At 72.0% G+C, this 19,857-nt stretch carries 19 protein-coding genes; 11 read left to right on the top strand and 8 right to left on the bottom strand.

The genetic code is table 11. The features are described 5' to 3' along the window. Positions 1-221: 221 nt before the first annotated feature. Complete coding sequence (locus HFV08_RS30625; protein ID WP_168543824.1) at positions 222-1,238, top strand: aldo/keto reductase; 1,017 nt, start codon at positions 222-224, stop codon at positions 1,236-1,238. Between the two features lie 25 nt (positions 1,239-1,263). After that, positions 1,264-1,863: a TetR/AcrR family transcriptional regulator gene (locus tag HFV08_RS30620; RefSeq protein ID WP_168543823.1), complete on the top strand. Its 600-nt coding sequence runs from the start codon at positions 1,264-1,266 to the stop codon at positions 1,861-1,863. A 128-nt stretch (positions 1,864-1,991) separates the two neighbouring features. On the opposite strand, the gene HFV08_RS30615 is transcribed toward HFV08_RS30620, so the two are convergent. The 3 genes from HFV08_RS30615 to HFV08_RS30605 all read right to left on the bottom strand — a co-directional run bounded on the left by HFV08_RS30615 (position 1,992) and on the right by HFV08_RS30605 (position 4,818). After that, the gene (locus HFV08_RS30615; RefSeq protein ID WP_168543822.1) at positions 1,992-2,816 is read right to left on the bottom strand and encodes an endonuclease I family protein; all 825 of its coding nucleotides are present in this window, start codon (positions 2,814-2,816) and stop codon (positions 1,992-1,994) included. 287 nt (positions 2,817-3,103) lie between these two features. Next, positions 3,104-3,310 carry a hypothetical protein gene (locus HFV08_RS30610; protein WP_040253792.1) on the bottom strand — a complete coding sequence of 69 codons (207 nt, stop codon included), beginning with the start codon at positions 3,308-3,310 and terminating at the stop codon, positions 3,104-3,106. 125 nt (positions 3,311-3,435) lie between these two features. After that, positions 3,436-4,818 carry a glycine--tRNA ligase gene (locus HFV08_RS30605; protein WP_168543821.1) on the bottom strand — a complete coding sequence of 461 codons (1,383 nt, stop codon included), beginning with the start codon at positions 4,816-4,818 and terminating at the stop codon, positions 3,436-3,438. A gap of 246 nt (positions 4,819-5,064) precedes the next feature. Between HFV08_RS30605 and HFV08_RS30600 the strand changes: the two genes are divergently transcribed. The 4 genes from HFV08_RS30600 to HFV08_RS30585 all read left to right on the top strand — a co-directional run bounded on the left by HFV08_RS30600 (position 5,065) and on the right by HFV08_RS30585 (position 8,353). Further along, positions 5,065-6,087, top strand: coding sequence for a metal ABC transporter substrate-binding protein (locus tag HFV08_RS30600; protein ID WP_168543820.1), 1,023 nt, complete (start codon positions 5,065-5,067; stop codon positions 6,085-6,087). Between the two features lie 56 nt (positions 6,088-6,143). Continuing rightward, positions 6,144-6,932 carry a metal ABC transporter ATP-binding protein gene (locus HFV08_RS30595; RefSeq protein WP_168543819.1) on the top strand — a complete coding sequence of 263 codons (789 nt, stop codon included), beginning with the start codon at positions 6,144-6,146 and terminating at the stop codon, positions 6,930-6,932. A 19-nt stretch (positions 6,933-6,951) separates the two neighbouring features. Continuing rightward, on the top strand, positions 6,952-7,878 hold the full coding sequence (locus HFV08_RS30590; protein WP_168543818.1) for a metal ABC transporter permease: 927 nt from the start codon (positions 6,952-6,954) through the stop codon (positions 7,876-7,878). A gap of 61 nt (positions 7,879-7,939) precedes the next feature. Next, positions 7,940-8,353, top strand: coding sequence for a Fur family transcriptional regulator (locus HFV08_RS30585; RefSeq protein ID WP_168543836.1), 414 nt, complete (start codon positions 7,940-7,942; stop codon positions 8,351-8,353). A gap of 70 nt (positions 8,354-8,423) precedes the next feature. Here the strand turns inward: HFV08_RS30585 and HFV08_RS30580 are convergent, their stop codons facing one another. The 4 genes from HFV08_RS30580 to HFV08_RS30565 form a co-directional block, all read right to left on the bottom strand. Continuing rightward, positions 8,424-9,263: an isoprenyl transferase gene (locus HFV08_RS30580; RefSeq protein ID WP_168543817.1), complete on the bottom strand. Its 840-nt coding sequence runs from the start codon at positions 9,261-9,263 to the stop codon at positions 8,424-8,426. A 152-nt stretch (positions 9,264-9,415) separates the two neighbouring features. Beyond that, the gene (gene recO, locus HFV08_RS30575) at positions 9,416-10,165 is read right to left on the bottom strand and encodes a DNA repair protein RecO (RefSeq protein WP_040253777.1); all 750 of its coding nucleotides are present in this window, start codon (positions 10,163-10,165) and stop codon (positions 9,416-9,418) included. Positions 10,166-10,330: 165 nt separating this feature from the next. Continuing rightward, positions 10,331-10,534: a hypothetical protein gene (locus tag HFV08_RS30570; protein ID WP_040253775.1), complete on the bottom strand. Its 204-nt coding sequence runs from the start codon at positions 10,532-10,534 to the stop codon at positions 10,331-10,333. A 244-nt stretch (positions 10,535-10,778) separates the two neighbouring features. After that, positions 10,779-11,516, bottom strand: coding sequence for a FadR/GntR family transcriptional regulator (locus HFV08_RS30565; protein ID WP_168543816.1), 738 nt, complete (start codon positions 11,514-11,516; stop codon positions 10,779-10,781). Positions 11,517-11,656: 140 nt separating this feature from the next. Here HFV08_RS30565 and HFV08_RS30560 point away from each other — a divergent pair, with 140 nt between their 5' ends. The 5 genes from HFV08_RS30560 to HFV08_RS30540 all read left to right on the top strand — a co-directional run bounded on the left by HFV08_RS30560 (position 11,657) and on the right by HFV08_RS30540 (position 18,475). Then, positions 11,657-13,294 carry an ABC transporter substrate-binding protein gene (locus tag HFV08_RS30560; RefSeq protein ID WP_168543815.1) on the top strand — a complete coding sequence of 546 codons (1,638 nt, stop codon included), beginning with the start codon at positions 11,657-11,659 and terminating at the stop codon, positions 13,292-13,294. A 99-nt stretch (positions 13,295-13,393) separates the two neighbouring features. Next, positions 13,394-14,350 (top strand): ABC transporter permease, encoded by a 957-nt coding sequence (locus HFV08_RS30555; RefSeq protein ID WP_168543814.1) that lies wholly within the window; start codon positions 13,394-13,396, stop codon positions 14,348-14,350. After that, entirely contained in the window at positions 14,350-16,428 is a 2,079-nt protein-coding gene (locus HFV08_RS30550) for a dipeptide/oligopeptide/nickel ABC transporter permease/ATP-binding protein (RefSeq protein WP_168543813.1), read from the top strand. The genes HFV08_RS30555 and HFV08_RS30550 overlap by 1 nt, the downstream gene beginning before the upstream one ends. Then, positions 16,425-17,543, top strand: coding sequence for an oligopeptide/dipeptide ABC transporter ATP-binding protein (locus tag HFV08_RS30545; RefSeq protein WP_246342204.1), 1,119 nt, complete (start codon positions 16,425-16,427; stop codon positions 17,541-17,543). The genes HFV08_RS30550 and HFV08_RS30545 overlap by 4 nt, the downstream gene beginning before the upstream one ends. After that, positions 17,540-18,475 carry a dihydrodipicolinate synthase family protein gene (locus tag HFV08_RS30540; RefSeq protein WP_168543812.1) on the top strand — a complete coding sequence of 312 codons (936 nt, stop codon included), beginning with the start codon at positions 17,540-17,542 and terminating at the stop codon, positions 18,473-18,475. Before HFV08_RS30545 ends, HFV08_RS30540 begins: the two co-directional genes overlap by 4 nt. Positions 18,476-18,496: 21 nt before the next feature. On the opposite strand, the gene HFV08_RS30535 is transcribed toward HFV08_RS30540, so the two are convergent. Beyond that, entirely contained in the window at positions 18,497-19,717 is a 1,221-nt protein-coding gene (locus tag HFV08_RS30535) for a sialidase family protein (RefSeq protein ID WP_168543811.1), read from the bottom strand. Positions 19,718-19,857 lie beyond the last annotated feature (140 nt).

The raw sequence follows: 19,857 nt of genomic DNA, 5'->3' as shown, positions 1-19,857 counted from the left end.
CGTAAGGACACGGCCTTAGGACGCGAGGAGGGGGCCCAAGAGCGCGTGGACGGGACACGAGGACGCGGTAGGGATCTCCCCAGGCGAGGTCGATGACGAGTGACAGCTGACAGATAACAGATGACAGATATTGAAATCTGTCATCTGTTATGCCAAGGTTGACACCGTCCCGACCCCTCCCCACCCCTCCCACCACCCCTTGACCGGAAAGGCCCCTCCCCATGACCTCCCCCACCCCCCTCCGCCCCCTCGGCTCCGCCGGCCCCCAGGTCTTCCCCCTCGGCCTCGGCTGCATGGGCATGTCCGCCCTGTACGACGACGCCGACCGGGGCGAGTCCCTCGCCACCGTGCACGCCGCGCTGGACGCCGGGGTCACCCTCCTGGACACCGGCGACTTCTACGCCATGGGCCACAACGAGCTGCTGGTCGGCGAGGCCCTGCGCACCGCTCCCCCGGCCCTGCGCGAACGCGCCCTGACCAGCGTCAAGTTCGGCGCCCTCCGCGACCCGGACGGCGGCTGGACCGGCTACGACGGGCGCCCGGCCGCGGTGAAGAACTTCGCGGCCTACTCGCTCCAGCGGCTCGGCGTCGACCACATCGACGTCTACCGGCTGGCCCGGCTCGACCCGGACGTCCCGATCGAGGAGACCGTCGGCGCCGTCGCGGAGCTGGTCGAGGCGGGACACGTACGGCACATCGGCCTCTCCGAGGTGGGGGCCGAGACGATCCGGCGGGCCGCGGCCACCGCGCCCATCTCCGATCTGCAGATCGAGTACTCGCTGATCTCACGCGGGCCGGAGGAGCGGATCCTGCCCACCACCCGGGAGCTCGGCATCGGCGTCACCGCCTACGGTGTGCTCTCCCGCGGGCTGATCTCCGGCCACTTCAGCCGCGACCGGGAGCTGTCGGCGACCGACTTCCGGGCGCACAGCCCGCGGTTCCAGGGCGAGAACCTCCAGCACAACCTGGAGCTGGTGGAGGCGCTGCGCACGGTGGCCGAGGGCAAGGGCGTGAGCGTCGCGCAGACGGCGATCGCCTGGGTGCTCTCGCGCGGGCAGGACATCGTGCCGCTGATCGGCGCCCGCACCCGGACCCGTCTCGCGGAGGCGCTCGGCGCCCTGGACGTACGGCTCGACGAGGCGGACCTCGCGGCGATCGAGAAGGCGGTGCCGCCCGGCGCCGCGGCGGGCGACCGCTACCCCGAGCCGCAGATGGCCCACCTCGACAGTGAGCGCTGACAGAGGCGCCGGGTACGGTTCGTCCATGACGAAGCCCGCAGCGCTGACCGCCGAGCGCATTCTGCAGGAGACCGAGGAAGTGCTGCGCACGCACGGCGCGTCCAGGGCCACCGTGATGGACGTCGCCCGTGCCCTCGGCGTGAGTCACGGCACCGTCTACCGCCACTTCCGCACCAAGGCGGAGCTGCGCGAGGCGGTGACCCGGCGCTGGCTGAAGAACGCCTCGGGCGCCCTCGTGCTGATCGTCCAGGAGGGCGGGGAGAGCGCGCCGGACAAGCTGCGGCGCTGGCTCTCCGCGCTCTTCGCGGCCAAGCGCCGCAAGGCGGGCGAGGATCCGCAGCTCTTCGCGACGTACGAGGGGCTGCTCGGCGAGCACAGCCAGGTGGTCGAGGAGCACATCGGGGAGCTGGTCGGCCAGATCGAGGAGATCCTCGAACAGGGCGTGGCCCGCGGCGAGTTCCGCTATCCGCACCCGGATCCGTCGATCAGCGCCCGCGCGGTCTTCGACGCCACGGCACCCTTCCACGACCCGAAGCACGCGGCCGGCTGGCACCGCTCCGGGATCGAGACGGAGTTCTCGGCCGTGCTCGACCTGGTCCTGCTGGGCGTCACCGTCCCCTCCTGAGCCGGCGCCTTCTTTCGCGGCGGGCGCTCCTGGAGAAGCCGCCGAGCCCCGGAGACACCACCACCGCGAGGGGTGGCGCGCTCCGGGGCTCGGCGGTACAGCAGCCGGACGGACTGCTGCCCGGCGGGCTACCAGATCGACTCGACCCACTCCGGGTGGTCGACGAACGGGTTCCTGTTGTGCTGGAACTGGTCGAAGATGACCTGGTTCCGGTTCTGCTCGAAGGCGTCCGGCGGGTCCTCGTCGCTCCACTGCTTGAGGACGGAGAGCTTGCCGATGTTGGGCGCCGAGCCGTTGTCGACCTGGTCGTTGGGCTCCAGGTCGGCGAAGCCGTCGTCGCCGTCGTAGCGGACGGCCATGTAGAGGATCATCCGGGCGACGTCGCCCTTGACCTCGTCGCGGGGCTCGAAGGAGTCGTCGTCGGTGAGGCTGCCGGGCGCCTCGTCGACGGCGCTGCCGCCGTTGTCGAAGTCCTTGTTGCCGCGGACGCTGTTGACCGAGACGTCCTCGGGGCGCAGGTGGTGCACATCGGTGCCCGGACCGGTCGCGGTGCCGAAGTCGCCGTGGCTCTTGGCCCAGACGTGCTCGCGGTTCCAGTCGTCGGGGTTGCCGCCGTTGGAGTCCTTGCTCTGCGAGCGCCCGCTGTAGAGCAGGACGACATTGCTGGAGTTGTCCGGGTCCTCGTCGGTGACCTTGAGGGCGTCCCAGACCTCGTCGTAGCTGAGCTTGGTCTGCTCGCTGATGATGGTGTGCAGGGCGCCCTTGAGCTCCTCGCCGGTCTTGCCGATCGCGCCCTCGTAGTACGTGTCGTCGTAGGCGGTGACGGCCGACCGCGGGCCGTCCGCACCGCGTTCGGCGGGCGTGAGGCCGAAGGAGGGCGCCTGGCCGGCGGTGGCCGCGGCGAGCGCCAGGGCGGCGATGAGAGCGCCGCGCGATATACGTGACTTGTCCACGGAAGAATTCCTCTCCCCGGGGGGCGGTACCTGCCACACGGAAGGTGGGGGGGTGGCACATACCGGACCGGCAGGCAGCCGGACGCAAGAAGCCTGCCAGCGCCCGCACTTGGACACAAGGGCATCACAGCAGGTGGCCGCGCGTAGACCCGGCTATTCCCACCCAGGTCCGGCGCGCGCCGGCCGCCGTACACCCGCCGGAAACAGACGGGGCGCCCGCCGAAAGCTCCGGGAAACCGAGGGCGTTTGCCCAGGAAGGCGCGCAGACGGAAGGACCCGGCGGCGGTTCAGTCCTCCGCCGGGTCGACGGTCGCCTGGTGCGCCTCGGCGAGGTGTTCCTCGGCCTTCAGCCAGGGCAGGAACTGGGCCTTCTTCTGCCAGTCGCAGGTCGCGCAGCGCAGGGCGCGCTGGACGCCCGACTTGCTGACGTGGACGGTGTGTTCCCGTCCGTGCTGATCCCATCGGCTGACCTTGCTCGTGGTCATGGACGGCATCGGGGGCCTCCTGGGTCGGGTTGCGCCCAGTGTGCAACGGGGCCCCCGCTTCCGGATACGGAATCGGGGGCCCCGCAAGGGAATTGACGGTGCGGGCCGTCAACTCCGGGTGTACTCGTGGTGGTTCAGCAGCCGATGAGGCGACCTGCGAGGTATCCCTCGATCTGGTCGAGGGATACCCGCTCCTGCTTCATCGAGTCGCGCTCGCGGATGGTCACCGCGTTGTCGTCGAGGGTGTCGAAGTCGACGGTGACGCAGAAGGGCGTACCGATCTCGTCCTGGCGGCGGTAGCGGCGGCCGATGGCGCCGGCGTCGTCGAACTCGATGTTCCAGTGCCGGCGCAGCGCGGCGGCGAGGCCCTTGGCCTTCGGGGACAGCTCCGGGTTGCGCGAGAGCGGCAGCACGGCGACCTTCACCGGGGCCAGGCGCGGGTCGAGGCGCAGCACGGTGCGCTTCTCCAGCTTGCCCTTGGCGTTGGGCGCCTCGTCCTCGACGAAGGAGTCGAGCAGGAAGGCCAGCATGGTGCGGCCGACACCCGCGGCGGGCTCGATGACGTACGGCGTCCAGCGCTCCTGGGCCTCCTGGTCGAAGTAGGAGAGGTCCTGGCCGGAGGCCTTGGAGTGCGCGTTCAGGTCGTAGTCGGTGCGGTTGGCGACGCCCTCCAGCTCACCCCACTCGCTGCCGCCGAAGCGGAAGCGGTACTCGATGTCGGCGGTGCGCTTGGAGTAGTGGGAGAGCTTCTCGGCGGGGTGCTCGTACCACCGCAGGTTCTCCTCGGAGAGGCCGAGACCGGTGTACCAGTTCCAGCGCTGCTCCATCCAGTACTCGTGCCACTTCTCGTCCTCGCCGGGCTTGACGAAGAACTCCATCTCCATCTGCTCGAACTCGCGGGTGCGGAAGATGAAGTTGCCGGGCGTGATCTCGTTCCGGAAGGACTTGCCCATCTGGGCGATACCGAAGGGCGGCTTGCGGCGCGAAGTCTGCTGCACCAGGCCGAAGTTGGTGAAGATGCCCTGGGCGGTCTCCGGGCGCAGGTAGGCGACGGAGCCGCTGTCCTGGGTCGGGCCGAGGTGGGTGGAGAGCAGGCCGGAGAACTGCTTGGGCTCGGTGAAGGTGCCCTTGTTGCCGCAGTTGGGGCAGTTGAGGTCGGCGAGGCCGTTCGCCGGGGTGCGGCCGTGCTTCTCCTCGTACGCCTCCTCCAGGTGGTCGGCGCGGTAGCGCTTGTGGCAGGAGGTGCACTCGGTCAGCGGGTCGGTGAAGGTCGCGACGTGGCCGGAGGCCTGCCAGACCTCGGTGGCCAGGATGACCGAGGAGTCGATACCGACGACGTCCTCGCGGGACGTGACCATGTAGCGCCACCACTGGCGCTTGATGTTCTCCTTGAGCTCGACGCCGAGCGGACCGTAGTCCCAGGCGGCGCGCTGGCCTCCGTAGATCTCACTGCACGGGTAGACGAAGCCACGGCGCTTGCTCAGGCTGACGATGGTGTCGATCTTGTCGGCGGCCACGGTGCTCTCTTCATTACGACGGAGAAATGGGACGGGGGGGGGCGGCGCGGGAGCGCCTCGGTAAAGGGGTTGCGGTCGGGTGGCGGGCGAGGAATGAGGGCTGACGCATCAGGTTACCGGCGCCCCGGGTACCCGGATCAAATCGGTTGGGCGGCCGGGAGCGCGGACCGGCCGGGCCGGGGCGGGCCGAAGGATCAAGATCGCTGTAGTTGACAATCGTTTCCAGTTTTAGTGAAAATGAGTGTCATGAACGTACGACGCCGCCCGTCCCCCTCCCGCATATCCACCGCCCTCGCCGCCACCACGGCCGCGGCGCTCGGCCTAGGCGCCCTCACGGCCTGCTCCACCTCCTCCGGGGACGGGAAGGTCGGCGGGAAGCTGGACGTCGTCGCCTCGTTCTACCCGATGCAGTTCCTCGCCGAGGAGATCGGCAAGGAGCACGTGAAGGTCAGCAACCTCACCGAGCCCGGCACCGAGCCCCACGACCTAGACATCAGCGCCCAGCAGACCGGTCATCTGCAGAAGGCCGGTCTGGTCCTCTATCTGAAGGGGCTGCAGCCCGCCGTCGACGAGTCCGTGGCGCAGTCCAGCGCGAAGGTCAAGGTGGACGCCGCCGCCCTCACCTCACAGGAGAAGCACGGCACCGAGGCCGGCGGCCACGCCGAGGAGCACGACGAGCACGGTGACGACGCGGAGCACGGCGAGGAGGAGGGCCACGAGGGGCACGGCCACGACCACGACCACGGCGGCCTCGACCCGCACATCTGGCTGGATCCGGTGAAGTACGCCGAGGTCGCCGAGGGCGTCGGCAAGGCCCTGGAGAAGGCCGACCCGGACCACAAGGCGGACTACCGCAAGAACACCGCGGCCCTGGTCGGCAAGTTGGACGCCCTGCACGGCCGCTTCGAGAAGGGCCTGGCGAAGACCGACACCAAGGTCTTCATCACCACCCACGCCGCCTTCGGCTACCTCGCCGAGCGCTATGGTCTGACCGAAGAGGCGATCTCCGGTCTCGACCCGGAGAGCGAGCCGAGCGCGGGACGCGTCCGGGACCTGCAGAAGATGGCGAAGGCCGACGGCGTCACCACCGTCTTCTACGAAACCCTCGTCTCCGGCAAGACCGCGAAGACCCTCGCCGACGACGGCGGCCTGAAGACCGATGTCCTCGACCCGGTCGAGGGGATCACCGGCAAGTCGAAGGGCGAGGACTACCTCCAGGTCATGGACGCCAACCTGGCGGCGCTCAAGAAGGCGCTCGGCTCCCAGTGACGAAGCCCGGCGGCGGGAGACCGCCGTCCGGCAGGCAAGGACGGAAGGCGCGAGCCATGGACACTCCGGAAGCCACCCGCGGCGGTGAGCCGGTCATCGAGCTGCGGCAGGTGAGCGCCGAACTGGGCGCGCGGCCGGTGCTGCGCGGAATCGACCTGCGGGTGGGACGGCGCGAGGTGGTGGCGCTGCTCGGCGCCAACGGCTCGGGCAAGTCCACCGCGATCCGCACCATCGTCGGCCAGGTCCCGGTCACCGGCGGGGAGATCCGCCTCTTCGGCACCCCGCGCCGCCGCTTCCGCCAGTGGTCGCGGGTGGGGTACGTACCGCAGCGCACCACGGCCTCCTCCGGGGTGCCCGCCACCGTCACCGAGGTCGTCTCGGCGGGCCGCCTCGCGCGCACCCGCTTCGGGCCGCTGCGCCGCGCCGACCGCGAGGCCGTCCACCACGCCCTGGAGCAGGTCGGCATGGCGCAGCACGCGGGCGACCCGGTGGAGGCGCTCTCCGGCGGCCAGCACCAGCGGGTCCTGATCGCCCGCGCGCTGGCGGCCGAGCCGGAACTCCTGATCATGGACGAGCCGATGGCGGGCGTCGACCTGGCGAGCCAGGAGGTGCTGGCCAGGACCCTGCGCGCGCAGGTCGGCGCGGGCTCCTCGGTCCTGCTCGTGCTGCACGAACTCGGGCCGCTGGAACCGCTGATCGACCGCGCCGTGGTGCTGCGCGACGGCTGCGTCCTGCACGACGGCCCGCCGCCCGAGGCGGTCGGCCAGCACGCGCTGCCGGGCCACGACCACGTCCACCCGCACGACCCCGCCCCCCGGCCGCTGCGGTCCGGACTGCTGAGCTGACGAGGCCGAAGGAAGCGCCATGGAACTCCTCACCTTCCCCTTCATGCAGCGGGCACTGCTCGCCGCCGTGCTCGTCGGCATCACCGCCCCGGCGATCGGCATCTACCTGGTCCAGCGCCGTCAGGCCCTGATGGGCGACGGCATCGGCCATGTCGCGATGACCGGCGTCGGCCTCGGCTTCCTGCTCTCCGCCTCGCCGGTGTGGATGGCGACCGCGATCGCCGTGCTCGGCGCGGTCGCCATGGAGCTGATCCGCTGGTACGGCAGGACCCGCGGCGACATCGCCCTCGCGATGCTCTTCTACGGCGGCATGTCCGGCGGGGTGCTCTTCATCAACCTCGCCCCCGGCGGCTCCAACGCCAACCTCGGCTCGTACCTCTTCGGCTCGCTGACCACGGTCTCCGAGGACGACATCGTCACCATCTGCGTGCTCGCCGCGCTGGCGCTCGCGGTCACCCTCGGGCTGCGCCGGCAGCTCTTCGCGGTCAGCCAGGACGAGGAGTTCGCCCGGGTGACCGGGCTGCCGGTACGGCTGCTCAACCTGGTCACCGCGGTGACGGCGGCGGTCACCGTGACCGTGGCGATGCGGGTCGTCGGGCTGCTCCTGGTGAGCGCGCTGATGGTGGTCCCGGTGGCCGCGGCGCAGCAGATCACCCGCAGCTTCCTGGCCACCTATGTCTTCTCGGTGGTGATCGGGGTGGCCGTCGCCGTCGGCGGCACGGTGACCTCGTACTACCAGGACGTGCCGCCCGGGGCGACCATCGTGCTGCTGACCATCGGGGTGTTCCTGGTGCTCAGCGTGGTCGCGACGCCGCTCGCCCGGCGCCGCGCCCGGGCGCTCGCCGGTGCCGGGCAGCCCGCGGGCCCGGTGGAGTGCGCGGTGCCCGCGGCCGCCGGGGCGACGGCGGTGTCCGGGCCCCGCAGCGGGGCGCACGACGAGATCTGAGTCACCCGCGGTCCCCTCCCGCGACCTGACACAATGGCCGTACAGCAGACGTCAGGAGGCAATCGTGGCAGCCCCGGTACGAGGCAGGTCGACCCGCCAGCGTGCGGCCGTAGCGGCAGCTCTCGACGAGGTGGAAGAGTTCCGCAGCGCGCAGGAGCTCCACGACATGCTCAAACACAAGGGCGACTCGGTGGGCCTGACCACCGTCTACCGCACCCTGCAGTCCCTCGCCGACGCGGGCGAGGTCGACGTGCTGCGCACCCACGAGGGCGAGTCCGTCTACCGGCGCTGCTCCAGCGGCGAGCACCACCACCACCTGGTCTGCCGGGTCTGCGGCAGCGCGGTGGAGGTCGAGGGCCCGGCCGTGGAGAAGTGGGCCGAGTCGATCGCCGCCGAGCACGGCTTCGTCAATGTCGCGCACACCGTGGAGATCTTCGGCACCTGCGCGGAGTGCGCGGGCAAGAGCGGCCGCTGAGGCTTTCGGAGCGCCGGGCCGGTCCCCTCGCGGGGGTCGGGCCCGGCGCTCCGCGCGCACCGCTCGGACCTCACTCCTCGGGCTGCTCGCCCTCCATCGCGAGGAGTTCCTCGTTCGGGATGGCGCCGCCGAAGCGGCGGTCGCGGGAGGCGTATTCGAGGCAGGCCCGCCACAGGTCCCGCCGGTCGAAGTCGGGCCAGAGCACGTCCTGGAACACCATCTCGGCGTAACTCGACTGCCAGAGAAGGTAGTTGGAGGTGCGCTGCTCACCGCTCGGGCGCAGGAAGAGGTCGACGTCCGGCATGTCCGGGTAGTACAGGTACTTCTGTATGGTCTTCTCGCCGACCTTGTTCGGGTCGAGGCGGCCCGCGGCCACGTCCCGGGCCATCCGCTGGGCGGCGTCCGCGAGTTCGGCCCGGCCGCCGTAGTTGACGCAGAAGTAGAGCGTCATGGCGTCATTGCCCTGGGTCTGCTCCTGGGCGATCTGGAGCTCCTGGACCACCGACTTCCACAGCTTCGGCATCCGGCCCACCCAGCGGATGCGGATGCCCAGTTCGTCCATCTCGTCGCGGCGGCGGCGGATGACGTCGCGGTTGAAGTTCATCAGGAAGCGCACCTCCTCGGGCGAGCGCTTCCAGTTCTCGGTGGAGAAGGCGTAGAGGGAGAGGTTCTTGACCCCGATCTCCAGGCAGCCCTTGAGGACGTCCATCACCACCCCCTCGCCGACCCGGTGGCCCTCGGTGCGCGGCATCCCGCGCTCCTTGGCCCAGCGTCCGTTGCCGTCCATGACGACCGCCACATGCCCCGGGACCAGTTCGCCGGGGAGCTTCGGCGGGCGGGCGCCGGACGGGTGCTTCTCGGGCGTCTTGTACTCGCGGCGCGAGCGCCCCAGAATCCCGCGTACTGCCATGACGGTCCTCACTCCGATCGTTCGGTGCGCCCCGGGCTGCCCGGGTGCGCGGCTGCTGTCCGCGGCGGCGCCGCTCCTTCAGCGGGGACGGCCGGATCTCGTACCGCTGGGGTAGACCGCTCTCCCCCGACCGTACGGCCCCGCCGTCCGTCTCATGTCTTCTCGACGTAGCGCAGCGAGCGCAGTCCGCGCTCCATGTGCCAGTGCAGATACGCCGAGACGAGGCCGCTGCCCTCCCGGACGTAACGGGCCTCGCAGGCGTCCGCGCTCTCCCAGTCGCCGGTGAGCAGCGCGCCGAGCAGGGCGAGCGCCCCCGGCGAGGGTACGACGCTGCCGGGCACCCGGCAGTCCGCGCAGACCGAGCCGCCCGCGGCCACCGAGAAGAAGCGGTTGGGGCCCGGCATGCCGCACTTCGCGCAGTCGTCGAAGCTCGGGGCGTAGCCGCCGACCGCGAGGGAGCGCAGCAGGAAGGCGTCGAGCACCAGGTGCGGGGCGTGCTCACCGCGGGCCAGGGTGCGCAGGCCCCCGACGAGGAGCAGGTACTGCTGGACCGCGGGTTCGCCCTCGTGGTCGGTGAAGCGCTCGGCGGTCTCCAGCATCGCGGTGCCCGCCGTGTACCGGGCGTAGTCGGTGACGATGCCGCCGCCGTAGGGCGCGATGGTCTCGCTCTGGGTGCACAGCGGCAGTCCGCGGCCGACCAGTTCGCTGCCCCGGGCGAAGAACTGCACGTCCACGTGGGAGAAGGGTTCGAGGCGGGCGCCGAACTTCGACTTGGTGCGGCGCACCCCGCGGGCCACCGCGCGGACCCGGCCGTGACCGCGGGTGAGCAGGGTGATGATCCGGTCGGCCTCGCCGAGCTTCTGGGTGCGCAGCACGATGCCGTCGTCGCGGAACAGGCTCATCGGGCGGCCCCGCTGCCTGCCCGGGGGCCCGTGCCGCGCGCGGAGGCGCCCGGCCGGGTACGGGGGCGGGCGGCCCGGGCGGGGTGGGAGTCCATGACCCCATTCTCGCGCACCCCGGGGACGGCGAAGGGCCCGGGATCCCGGGCGGGCGCGCGGGCCGGGGCCTCAGCCCACCGGCGCCCCGTCCTCGCCCGCCCGCGGGCGGTCGTGCTCGGCGAGGGTGACCCCGCGCACCGCCTCCGGGGCGCAGTCCCATTCCCGGCCGCCGCCCAGGGGCCTCAGCTGCACATACGGCCCCTCGTGCCCCATGACCCGGCCGAGCTGCCCGGTCCGGGTGTCGACGGCGTACGAGCCGACCGGCAGTGCCATCCGGCTTCCCCCTTCGCGCTGCCCCTCATGCTCCCCCGTCCCGCCCCGATTCACGCTTCGTGTCCCTCCGCATGCGTCGCGCAGCCAGTCCCGAGTGAACGGTGCCCCGAACCGGGGCCAACTACCCACGTGTGAACGGCTCGGCCTCGCACTGGACACGCAAGTGACCTGAGGGGGACAGGAGATGGCCGAATAGGTTTGCCCGAACGGGCGCGGCGGAGGGCCCGCGGGCGCGACCCGCGGGTCAGCCCACTCCCCGGGTCGCCCGGACCGCGCGGGCCTCGATGCCGCGGAAGTGGTCCGCCATGGCGCGCTGGGCCGCCGCCACGTCGCGGGCCCGCAGGGCGGTCACGATGTCGCGGTGGCGGCGCACGGTGCGCTCGGGCGAGGGGTCCTCGGTCCAGTCCTGGGCCAGGGCGACCCGGTGGAAGACGTTCCAGAAGGCGCCGAGCAGCTGGGCGACGAGGGTGTTGCCGAGCGGGCGGTAGAGCAGCTCGTGGAAGGCGCGGTCCAGCTCGGGGAAGGGCCGCCCGGCGCGGCCCGCCTCCGCCATCCGCTCGACGAGGTCTTCGAGGGCGTCCAGTTCCGGCTCGCCGAGCGCGGTGGCGACCCGGCGGATCAGCCCCTCCTCCAGGACCTCGCGGATCTGCAGGATCTCGCCGAGGGCGTGGGCGTCCTCGTGCCGGGCGAGGGTGCGGAAGGTGAGCCCGTCCACCAGGGGGGTCAGCGAGGCCTGGCCGACATAGGTGCCGTAGCCGTGCCGGATCTCCACGATGTCCAGGGCCTGGAGCCCCTTGAGCGCCTCGCGTACGGAGTTGCGGCTCACGCCGAGGGCGTCCATCAGTTCGGCCTCGGTGGGCAGCGGATCGCCCGGGCCGAGTCTGCTGTCGAGGATCAGCTGCTTGATCGCGCCCTGGACCTGGCCGCCCACCCGGCGGTCCCGGGCGGGCAGGCCCGCGGGAAACCTCGGCTCCTCGGACATGCCCGAAAGGGTAAGCCCGGCGGAGGTACCACGTCCCACGTCTGGAGCAACCGGCATTCGTGCGCCTGCTCTTGACCGCTTCTCCGGCCGCTTTTATGGTCGCGCTACCCACGACGTAGGACGTGGTATCTCCTATTTTCATGGAGGGCACTGTGCGCGACGTGACCGCCGGACCGGGCCTGCACCGCCGGTCCTTTCTGAAGCACTCCGGCGCGCTCGGCGCGGCCGCCGCGATCTCCACGGCGCTCTCGGCCTGTTCCTCCGGCCCGGAGTCCACCAACGAGACCGGCGGGGGGCGCGGCACCGGCACCCTGACCGCCGTCATCGGCTACGGGAACGACCAGAGCTGGGACCCGACACAGACCGCCTCGGCCTTCTGCATGGCCGCCAACCACCACATCTACGAGGGCCTGCTCGACACCGACCCGCTCACCCGGAAGCCGTACGCCGCCCTCGCCACCGAGGTCCCCGCCGACTTGCAGGCCACCACCTGGCGCTTCACCCTGCGCGAGGGCGCCACCTGGCACGACGGCGAGCCGGTCACCACCGAGGACGTGGTCTTCACCTTCGACCGCATCCTCGACCCGAAGGTCACCTCGCTGGCCAAGGGCTTCTTCGCCTCCTGGCTGAAGGAGGTCAGGAAGGCCGACGCGAGGACGGTCGAACTGGTCCTGAAGTTCCCCTTCCCGGACGGCGCGCCCCGCCTCACCCTCGCCAAGATCATGCCGAAGCACGTCTTCGGCAAGCCGGGCGGCTGGGACGAGGCCACCCGCGGCAAGGCGATCGGCTCGGGCCCGTACCGGCAGAGTGCGCACCACCCGAAGTCGAACACCACCTTCGCCGCCTTCGCCGCGTACAACGGCCCGCGCAAGGCCGCCTTCAAGAAGATGAACTGGCTGTCCATCGTGGACGCCGCCCCCCGGGTCGCCAAGATCTCCGGCAGCAGCGCCGGGGCGCAGATCGCCGACAACATCCCGTACGCCAACATCGAGCAGCTCCAGGGCGAGGGCCTGCGGGTGGAGGGCGGCGCCGGGATGAACCACCTGTTCCTGCTGTTCAACACGGCGCACGAGCCCTTCGGGGACGTACGGGTGCGCCAGGCGCTGCACTACGCCATCGACCGGGACAAGATGATCGAGGCGGCGCTGCGGGGCCATGGCAAGGCGGCCACCTCCTTCCTGGACGAGGGCAACCCGGCGCACCGCGAGGCGAAGACGGTCTACGCCTACGACCCGCAGAAGGCCGGGCAACTGCTCGCCGCGGCGGGCGTGAAGAAGCTGAAGGTGAAGCTGACCGCGGTCAACGTCAGCTGGCTGGTGGACTGCCTGCCGACGATCAAGGCCTCCTGGGACGCGGTCGGGGTCGAGACCACCCTGGAGCCGCAGGAGACCGCGGCCGTCTTCGGCAAGCTCGACCAGAACAAGGACTTCCAGGTGGTCGCGGCGGCCTCCAACCCCAACCAGTTCGGCATCGACGCCGACCTGATCATGCGCTACAACTACGGCCCCGAGAACCTCTGGATGCGCTACGCCCGCTGGGCGGACAAGGCCGAGGCCAAGCGCCTGTTCTCGATGATGGACAAGGCGACGCGCGAGCCGGATCCGGCGAAGAAGAAGGCGATGACGCAGGATTACCTCGACGTCGTCGCCGAGAACGCGGTGATTTATCCGGTCGTCCACAACGAACTCATGACGGCCTGGGACGCCGAGCAGCTCAGCGGAGTCCGGGCCCAGCCGTATCCCGGCATCAACCTGCTCGGGGCCAAGCCGAGCGGCTGAGCGGCGGGTGCGCCCGGCCCCACCGGTACGCACCCGCCCGTACCCGAACCCCCCGGCGCCCCCGCACTCCCGCCGGTCCCCCTGCACTAAGGAGCGTTCGTGGCCGCGGTCGCCAGAATCCTGGCTCGTCGCATTGTCCTGCTGGTCCCGCTGATGCTCGGGATCGTGCTGTTCGTCTTCCTCGTGATGCGCTTCTCGGACAACGATCCGGCCTCGGCCTACTACCAGGGCGCCAACCCCACCCAGGAGCAGCTGCACGAGTTCCGGGAGCAGAACGGCCTGCTCGACCCGCTGCCGGTGCGCTATCTGGCCTTCGTCGGCGATCTGCTCCGCGGCGACATGGGCTTCAGCGTCCTGAACCGGCAGCCGGTGGTCGAGCAGATCACCACCGCGCTGCCGCTGACCATGCAGCTGACCTTCCTCGGCCTCGGCATCGCGGTGGTGCTCGCCCTGCTCCTCGGGGTCACGGCCGCGATCTGGCGGGACCGGCTGCCGGACCAGATCATCCGGGTGGTCTCCCTGGTCGGGGTGGCCGCGCCGGGCTTCTGGCTGGCGCTGCTGATGATCCAGTACCTGGCGGTCGACGCGGGCTGGTTCCCGACCGGCGGCTACATCAATCCGGGTGACTCCCTCACCGGCTGGCTCAAGACGATGACGCTGCCCGCGCTCGCCCTCTCGCTGCCGGTGGCCGCCCAGCTGATCCGCGTCGTGCGCACCGCGGTGGTGGAGGAGCTCGACAAGGACTACGTGCGCACCGCGATCGGCAGCGGGCTGCCCCCGGTGGTCGTCGTCGGCCGCAATGTGCTGCGCAACGCCCTGATCAACCCGCTGACCGTGCTCGGCCTGCGGGTCGGCTATCTGCTCGGCGGCGCCGTGGTCATCGAGACGATCTTCTCGCTGCCGGGCATGGGCAAGCTGATGATCGACGCGGTCAAGAACGGCGACCCCGCCGTGGTGCAGGGCGTGGTGCTGACCACCGCCTTCGGCTTCGTGATCGTCAACCTCGTCATCGACGTCCTGTACCTGCTCGTCAATCCGCGTCTGCGGGGTGCCTGATGACCACGGCGAAACCCAAGTCTCCGCTCACCCGCGGGCCCAGGGGGCTCAGCGAGGACCTCGCCCGGCCGGGCATCCGGCTGCGCGGGCTGCGCCGCCTGCCGCTGCTGTCCAAGATCTCCCTCGGGGTGCTCACGGCGGTGGTCCTGCTCGCGGCCCTCGCCCCGCTGCTCGCCCCGCACGACCCGCTGGACCAGGCCACCCTGGTCGGGGACGGCGGCCCCTCCGGCTCCCACTGGCTCGGCCAGGACTCGCTCGGCCGCGACATCGCCTCCCGGCTGATGTACGGGGCCCGCTGGTCGCTGGCGATCGGGCTCGGCGCCACCCTGCTCGCGCTGGTCTGCGGGGCGGTGCTCGGCGCGCTCGCGGCGACCGGCACCAAGGCCGTCGACGAGACCCTGATGCGCTGCCTGGACATCGTGATGGCCTTCCCCGGCATCGCGCTCGCCGCCGTCCTGGTCACCGTCTTCGGCGGCGGCATCCCCGTACTGATCTGCGCCATCGCCTTCCTGTTCACCCCGCCGATCGCCCGCGTGGTGCGGGCCAATGTGATGGCCCAGTACGGCGAGGACTACGTGGTCGCCGAGCGGATCATCGGCGCGCGGACCTGGCACATCGTCCTCAAGCACGTCGCGATCAACTGCGCGGCGCCGATCCTGGTCTTCTGCACCGTGCAGGTCGCCGAGGCCATCGTCTTCGAGGCCTCGCTCTCCTTCATCGGCGCGGGCGTACGGCCCCCGGACCCCTCCTGGGGCAGCGTCATCGCCGACGGCAAGAACCTGGTCCAGATCGGCGGCTGGTGGGCGACCGTCTTCCCCGGCCTGCTGATCCTGGTCACCGTGCTCGCCCTGAACATCCTCTCCGAGGGGGTCTCCGACGCCTGGGCCGCGCCCGCCGGCCACGGGGTGCGCCCGCGCGCCGCCCGCAAGGAGGACGTCCTGGAAGCACCCGAGCCGGGCACCGGCAAGGTCCTCGCGCTGCCCGGACTCACCGAGGCCGCGGCCCGGCTGCGGAAGCGGGCCCGGCCGCTGCCCGCGGGCGAGCCGGTGCTGCGGGTGCGCGACCTCGCCATCGGCTTCGAGGCGCGGCACGAGGGCGTGGACATCGTCGACGGCATCGGCTTCGAGGTGCGGCCGGGCGAGGTGCTCGGCCTGGTCGGCGAGTCCGGCTGCGGGAAGTCGCTGACCGCGCTGACCGTGATGGGCCTCGCGCCCCAGGGCGCCCGGATCCGCGGCGAGGTGGTCTTCGACGGCAAGGACCTGACCCGGATGAGGGCGGGCGCCCGCCGCCGGCTGCTCGGCCACGAGATGGCGATGATCTACCAGGACGCGCTCTCCTCGCTGAACCCGGCGATGACCATCCGCGCCCAGCTCGGCCAGGTGGTGCGCCGGGGCGGTACGCACACCGCCCGCGCACTCCTGGAGATGGTGGGCCTGGACCCCGAGCGCACCCTGCGCAGCTACCCGCACGAACTCTCCGGCGGCCAGCGCCAGCGCGTACTGATCGCCCTCGCCCTGTCCCGGAGCCCCAGGCTGATCATCGCGGACGAGCCGACCACCGCCCTCGACGTGACCGTGCAGGCGCAGATCATCGAACTGCTGCTGCGGCTGCGCGCCGAACTCGGCTTCGCGCTCGTCCTCGTCTCGCACGATCTCGCCCTGGTCGCCGACGTCACCGACCGGATCGCGGTGATGTACGGCGGGCAGATCGTGGAGACCGGGGTGACCGCCGACCTGGTCGAGGCGCCGACCCACCACTACACCCGGGGGCTGCTCGGCTCGGTGCTCTCGCTGGAGTCCGCCGCCGAGCGGATGACCCAGATCAAGGGCGTGGTGCCCTCCCCCGCCGACTTCCCCGCGGGCTGCCGCTTCGCGGACCGCTGCCCGCTGGCGAGCGAGCGCTGCCGCGCCTCGGCGCCGGTCCTGCTCGGCGATCCGCCCCGGCACACGGCGGCCTGCCACCACCCGGCCCTCGACCTCGCGGGCACCGGTACGCGCGGCGGGCGGCCTCAGGGGCCCGCGCCCGAGGACCCCGACGGCCGCGGCAGCGACGGCCGGGAAAGCGAGCCCGTCACATGAGCCTCATCTCCCTGTCCGAAGCGCACGTCGTGCACAAGGCGCGCACCGGCGGCCTCCTCTCCCGCGACAAGGTGTACGCGCTGACCGGCGCCGACCTGGACATCGCACCCGGCGAGACGGTCGGCGTGGTCGGCGAGTCCGGCTGCGGGAAGTCCACCCTGGCCCGGGTCCTGGTGGGGGCCCAGCGGCCGACCTCGGGCACCGTCGCCTTCCGGGGCCGGGACCTGTGGGCGATGAGCGCGGGCGAGCGCCGCCGGGCGATCGGCCGGCACACCGGGATGGTCTTCCAGGACCCCTCGACCGCGCTGAACCGGCGGCTGACGGTACGCCAGATCCTGCGCGACCCGCTCGACGTGCACCGCCGGGGCACCCCCGCCGAGCGCGAGGACCGGGTGCAGGAGCTGATGGCCCTCGTCGGGCTGCCGAAGGTGCTCGCCCAGGGCCTGCCGGGGCAGCTCTCCGGCGGGCAGCGGCAGCGGGTGGCCATCGCCCGCGCGCTCGCCCTGCAGCCGGAGCTGATCGTCGCGGACGAGCCGACCAGCGCCCTCGACGTCTCGGTGCGCGCGCAGATCCTCAACCTCCTCCTCGACCTCAAAGAGCGGCTCGGCCTCGCCCTGGTCTTCGTCTCGCACGACATCCAGACCGTGCGGCGGATGAGCGACCGGGTGATCACCATGTACCTCGGCCGGATCGTGGAGGAGTCCCCGGCCGCCGAGGTCACCGCGCACGCCCGCCACCCGTACACCCGCGCGCTGTTCTCGGCGACGCCCGGGCTGCTCACCCCGATCGAGCCGATCCCGCTGGCCGGTCCGGTGCCCTCGGCGACCCGGCCGCCGAGCGGCTGCCCCTTCCGCACCCGCTGCTGGAAGGCGGACGCTCAGTGCGCCGCTTCCATGCCGGAGTTCTCGGCGGCGGGCCCGGGTGCGGACCTCCCGGCCGCGGATCCCGCGGCCGCCCGTCCCCCGGCCGCGAAGGTCCCGGTGGTGGATCTCCAGGCCCCGGGCCTCCCGGCGGCGGGCGGCGGGCACCGCTTCCGCTGCCACCATCCGGTCGGCGGGGGCGAGTCCGTTCACGACCTCGTCCTGCAGGCGAGCGCACCGAAGGAGCACCCATGAGCCTTCCCCCGTTGCTGACCGGTGTCGTCCCGCCCGTCTGCACACCCCTGACCCCGGACCTGGAGGTGGACACCGCCTCGCTGACCCGTCTCGTGGACCACCTGGTCGCGGGCGGCGTGGACGGCCTCTTCGTGCTCGGCTCCTCCTCCGAGGCGGCCTATCTCCCCGACGGGCACCGCCGCCGGGTGGTGGAGACGGTGGTGGCCCATGTGGGCGGGCAGCTCCCGGTCCTCGCCGGCGCCATCGACATGACCGCGCTGCGGGTCCTCGACCACGCGCACACCGCCCGGGCCGCGGGCGCCGACGGCATCGTCGTCACCGCGCCCTTCTACACCCGCACCCACCCCGCGGAGATCGTCCGGCACTACCGACTCGTCGCCGAGCGGGCGCAGTTGCCGGTGCTCGCCTACGACCTGCCGGTGTCCGTGCACAGCAAGCTGGACGCCCGCCTTGTCCTCGCACTCGCCGCCGAGGGCGTGCTCGCGGGCCTGAAGGACTCCAGCGGCGACGAGGCCGGGCTGCGCCGCGTCCTGATGGGCCGCCGCGCGCTCCCGGGTCCGCCCTCCTTCAGCGTGCTCACCGGCTCCGAACTCACCGTCGACTCCGCCTTCGCGATGGGCGCCGACGGGGTGGTGCCGGGCCTCGGCAATGTCGATCCGCACGGGTACGTCCGCCTGGCCCGGCTGTGCCGCGCGGGCGACTGGGCGGGCGCGCGGACCGAACAGGAGCGCCTCGCCGCCCTGTTCCGCATCGTCGACGAGGGCGACCCGGCGCGGATCGGCGGCAGCTCCTCGGGCCTCGGCGCCTTCAAGGCGGCCCTGCATCTGCGCGGCGTCATCGACTGCCCGGTCACCGCCGCCCCCCAACTCCCGCTCACCGAGGACGAGGTGAAGCGGATCGGCAAGCACCTGGCGAGTGCCGGACTGCTCTGAGCCCGGCACCCGCACCGGGCCTCAGCGCAGCGCGCGCAGCGCGATCCGCCGGAACTCCAGCCTCTCGTACGTCCCCTGGTCGCCGGTCTCGTAGAGGATGCCCAGTGTCGCGGCACCGATCGGCACCAAGTCCGAGTAGGCGGCCGGGAGTTGCGAGAGGGTGAGCGCCCGGGTGAAGTGCGCGCCCCGGTCGGTGGAGGACCACAGGGCCATCGAGCGGCGGGCACTCGGCACCGAGGGCCCGGAGAAGAGCAACGGCCTTTGCCTGCCGGGCACTTGGAGGACGCTGCCCTGGACCGCCGGCACCTCGTTCAGCGTGGGCTGCACCCGGTAGGGCCGCTCGACGCCCCGCCCGCCGTCGCGCGAGTAGGTGTCGAGGCGGTTGCCCACCGAGGGGCCGTTCTGGTCCCGGGCACTGAAGTACACGCGACCGTCGGGCAGTTGGGCGGCGCTCGACTCATTGGCGTTGCTCTCGCCCTCGTAGGCGGCGTCGACGAAGCCGAGCCGCCAGTGGCGTCCGCCGTCATCGCTGAGCAGCGCGTGGGCACCGTAGTAGCGGGGTTCCTGGCCGGTGTCGGAGGAGCCCGCGGGCGGGGCCACCGAGTGGTTCGCGGGGACCACGAGACGGCCGCGGTGCGGGCCGGTGGTCAGCGCCAGCGCGTGCCCGGGACCGGTGGCGTACCAGCGCCACCCCGGCGGCTTGACCGCGGCCGTCACCTCCCGCGGCGGCGAGAAGCGGCGGCCGTCGTCCCGGCTGTACTGCACGAAGACCCGGCGGCCCTGCGCCGCGGTGGCCTCCCCGCGCATGATCTGCGCCTCGGTGACCTGCCCGCTGTTGTACGAGGTCAGCAGGACGATCCGGCCGGTGCGGGGGTCGACGACCGGTGCCGGGTTGCCCCGGGTGTCCCCGCCCCCGGAGGCGACCACGGCGGTCGGCCCCCAGGTGCAGCCGCCGTCGCGGGAACGCTTGAGGACGACATCGATGCTCCCGCTGTCCCCGGCCCCGCCGACGCGCCCCTCGGCGAAGGCGAGCAGGGTCCCGGCCCGGGTACGGACCACGGCCGGGATGCGGTACGTGTCGTAGCCGCCCTCCCCCGAGACGTACGGGACGGAGGAGGCGCACCGTCCTCGGGCGTCCGGGGCGGCGGGGGCGGCCCCGGAGGCGTTCGCGGGGAGCAGTACGGCGGCGAGGGCGGTGAGTCCGGTGGCGAGGCAGGCGAGGGTGCGGCTCCTGGTGGGCATCGCTCTCCTGTTCAGCGGGGGGGTGCCTCTATGTCCTTCGTCAAGTGAGGCGTGGGGTTCTCGGCTTGTAGAAGGTGCCGTCGCGGAGCATGGCGAACAGGACGCTGATGCGTTGGCGGGCGAGGCGGAGGAGGGCCTGG

Origin of the sequence: Streptomyces physcomitrii, assembly GCF_012273655.1 — a bacterium.
Classification (GTDB): domain Bacteria; phylum Actinomycetota; class Actinomycetes; order Streptomycetales; family Streptomycetaceae; genus Streptomyces; species Streptomyces physcomitrii.
This window is presented reverse-complemented; position numbering and strand designations above follow the sequence as displayed.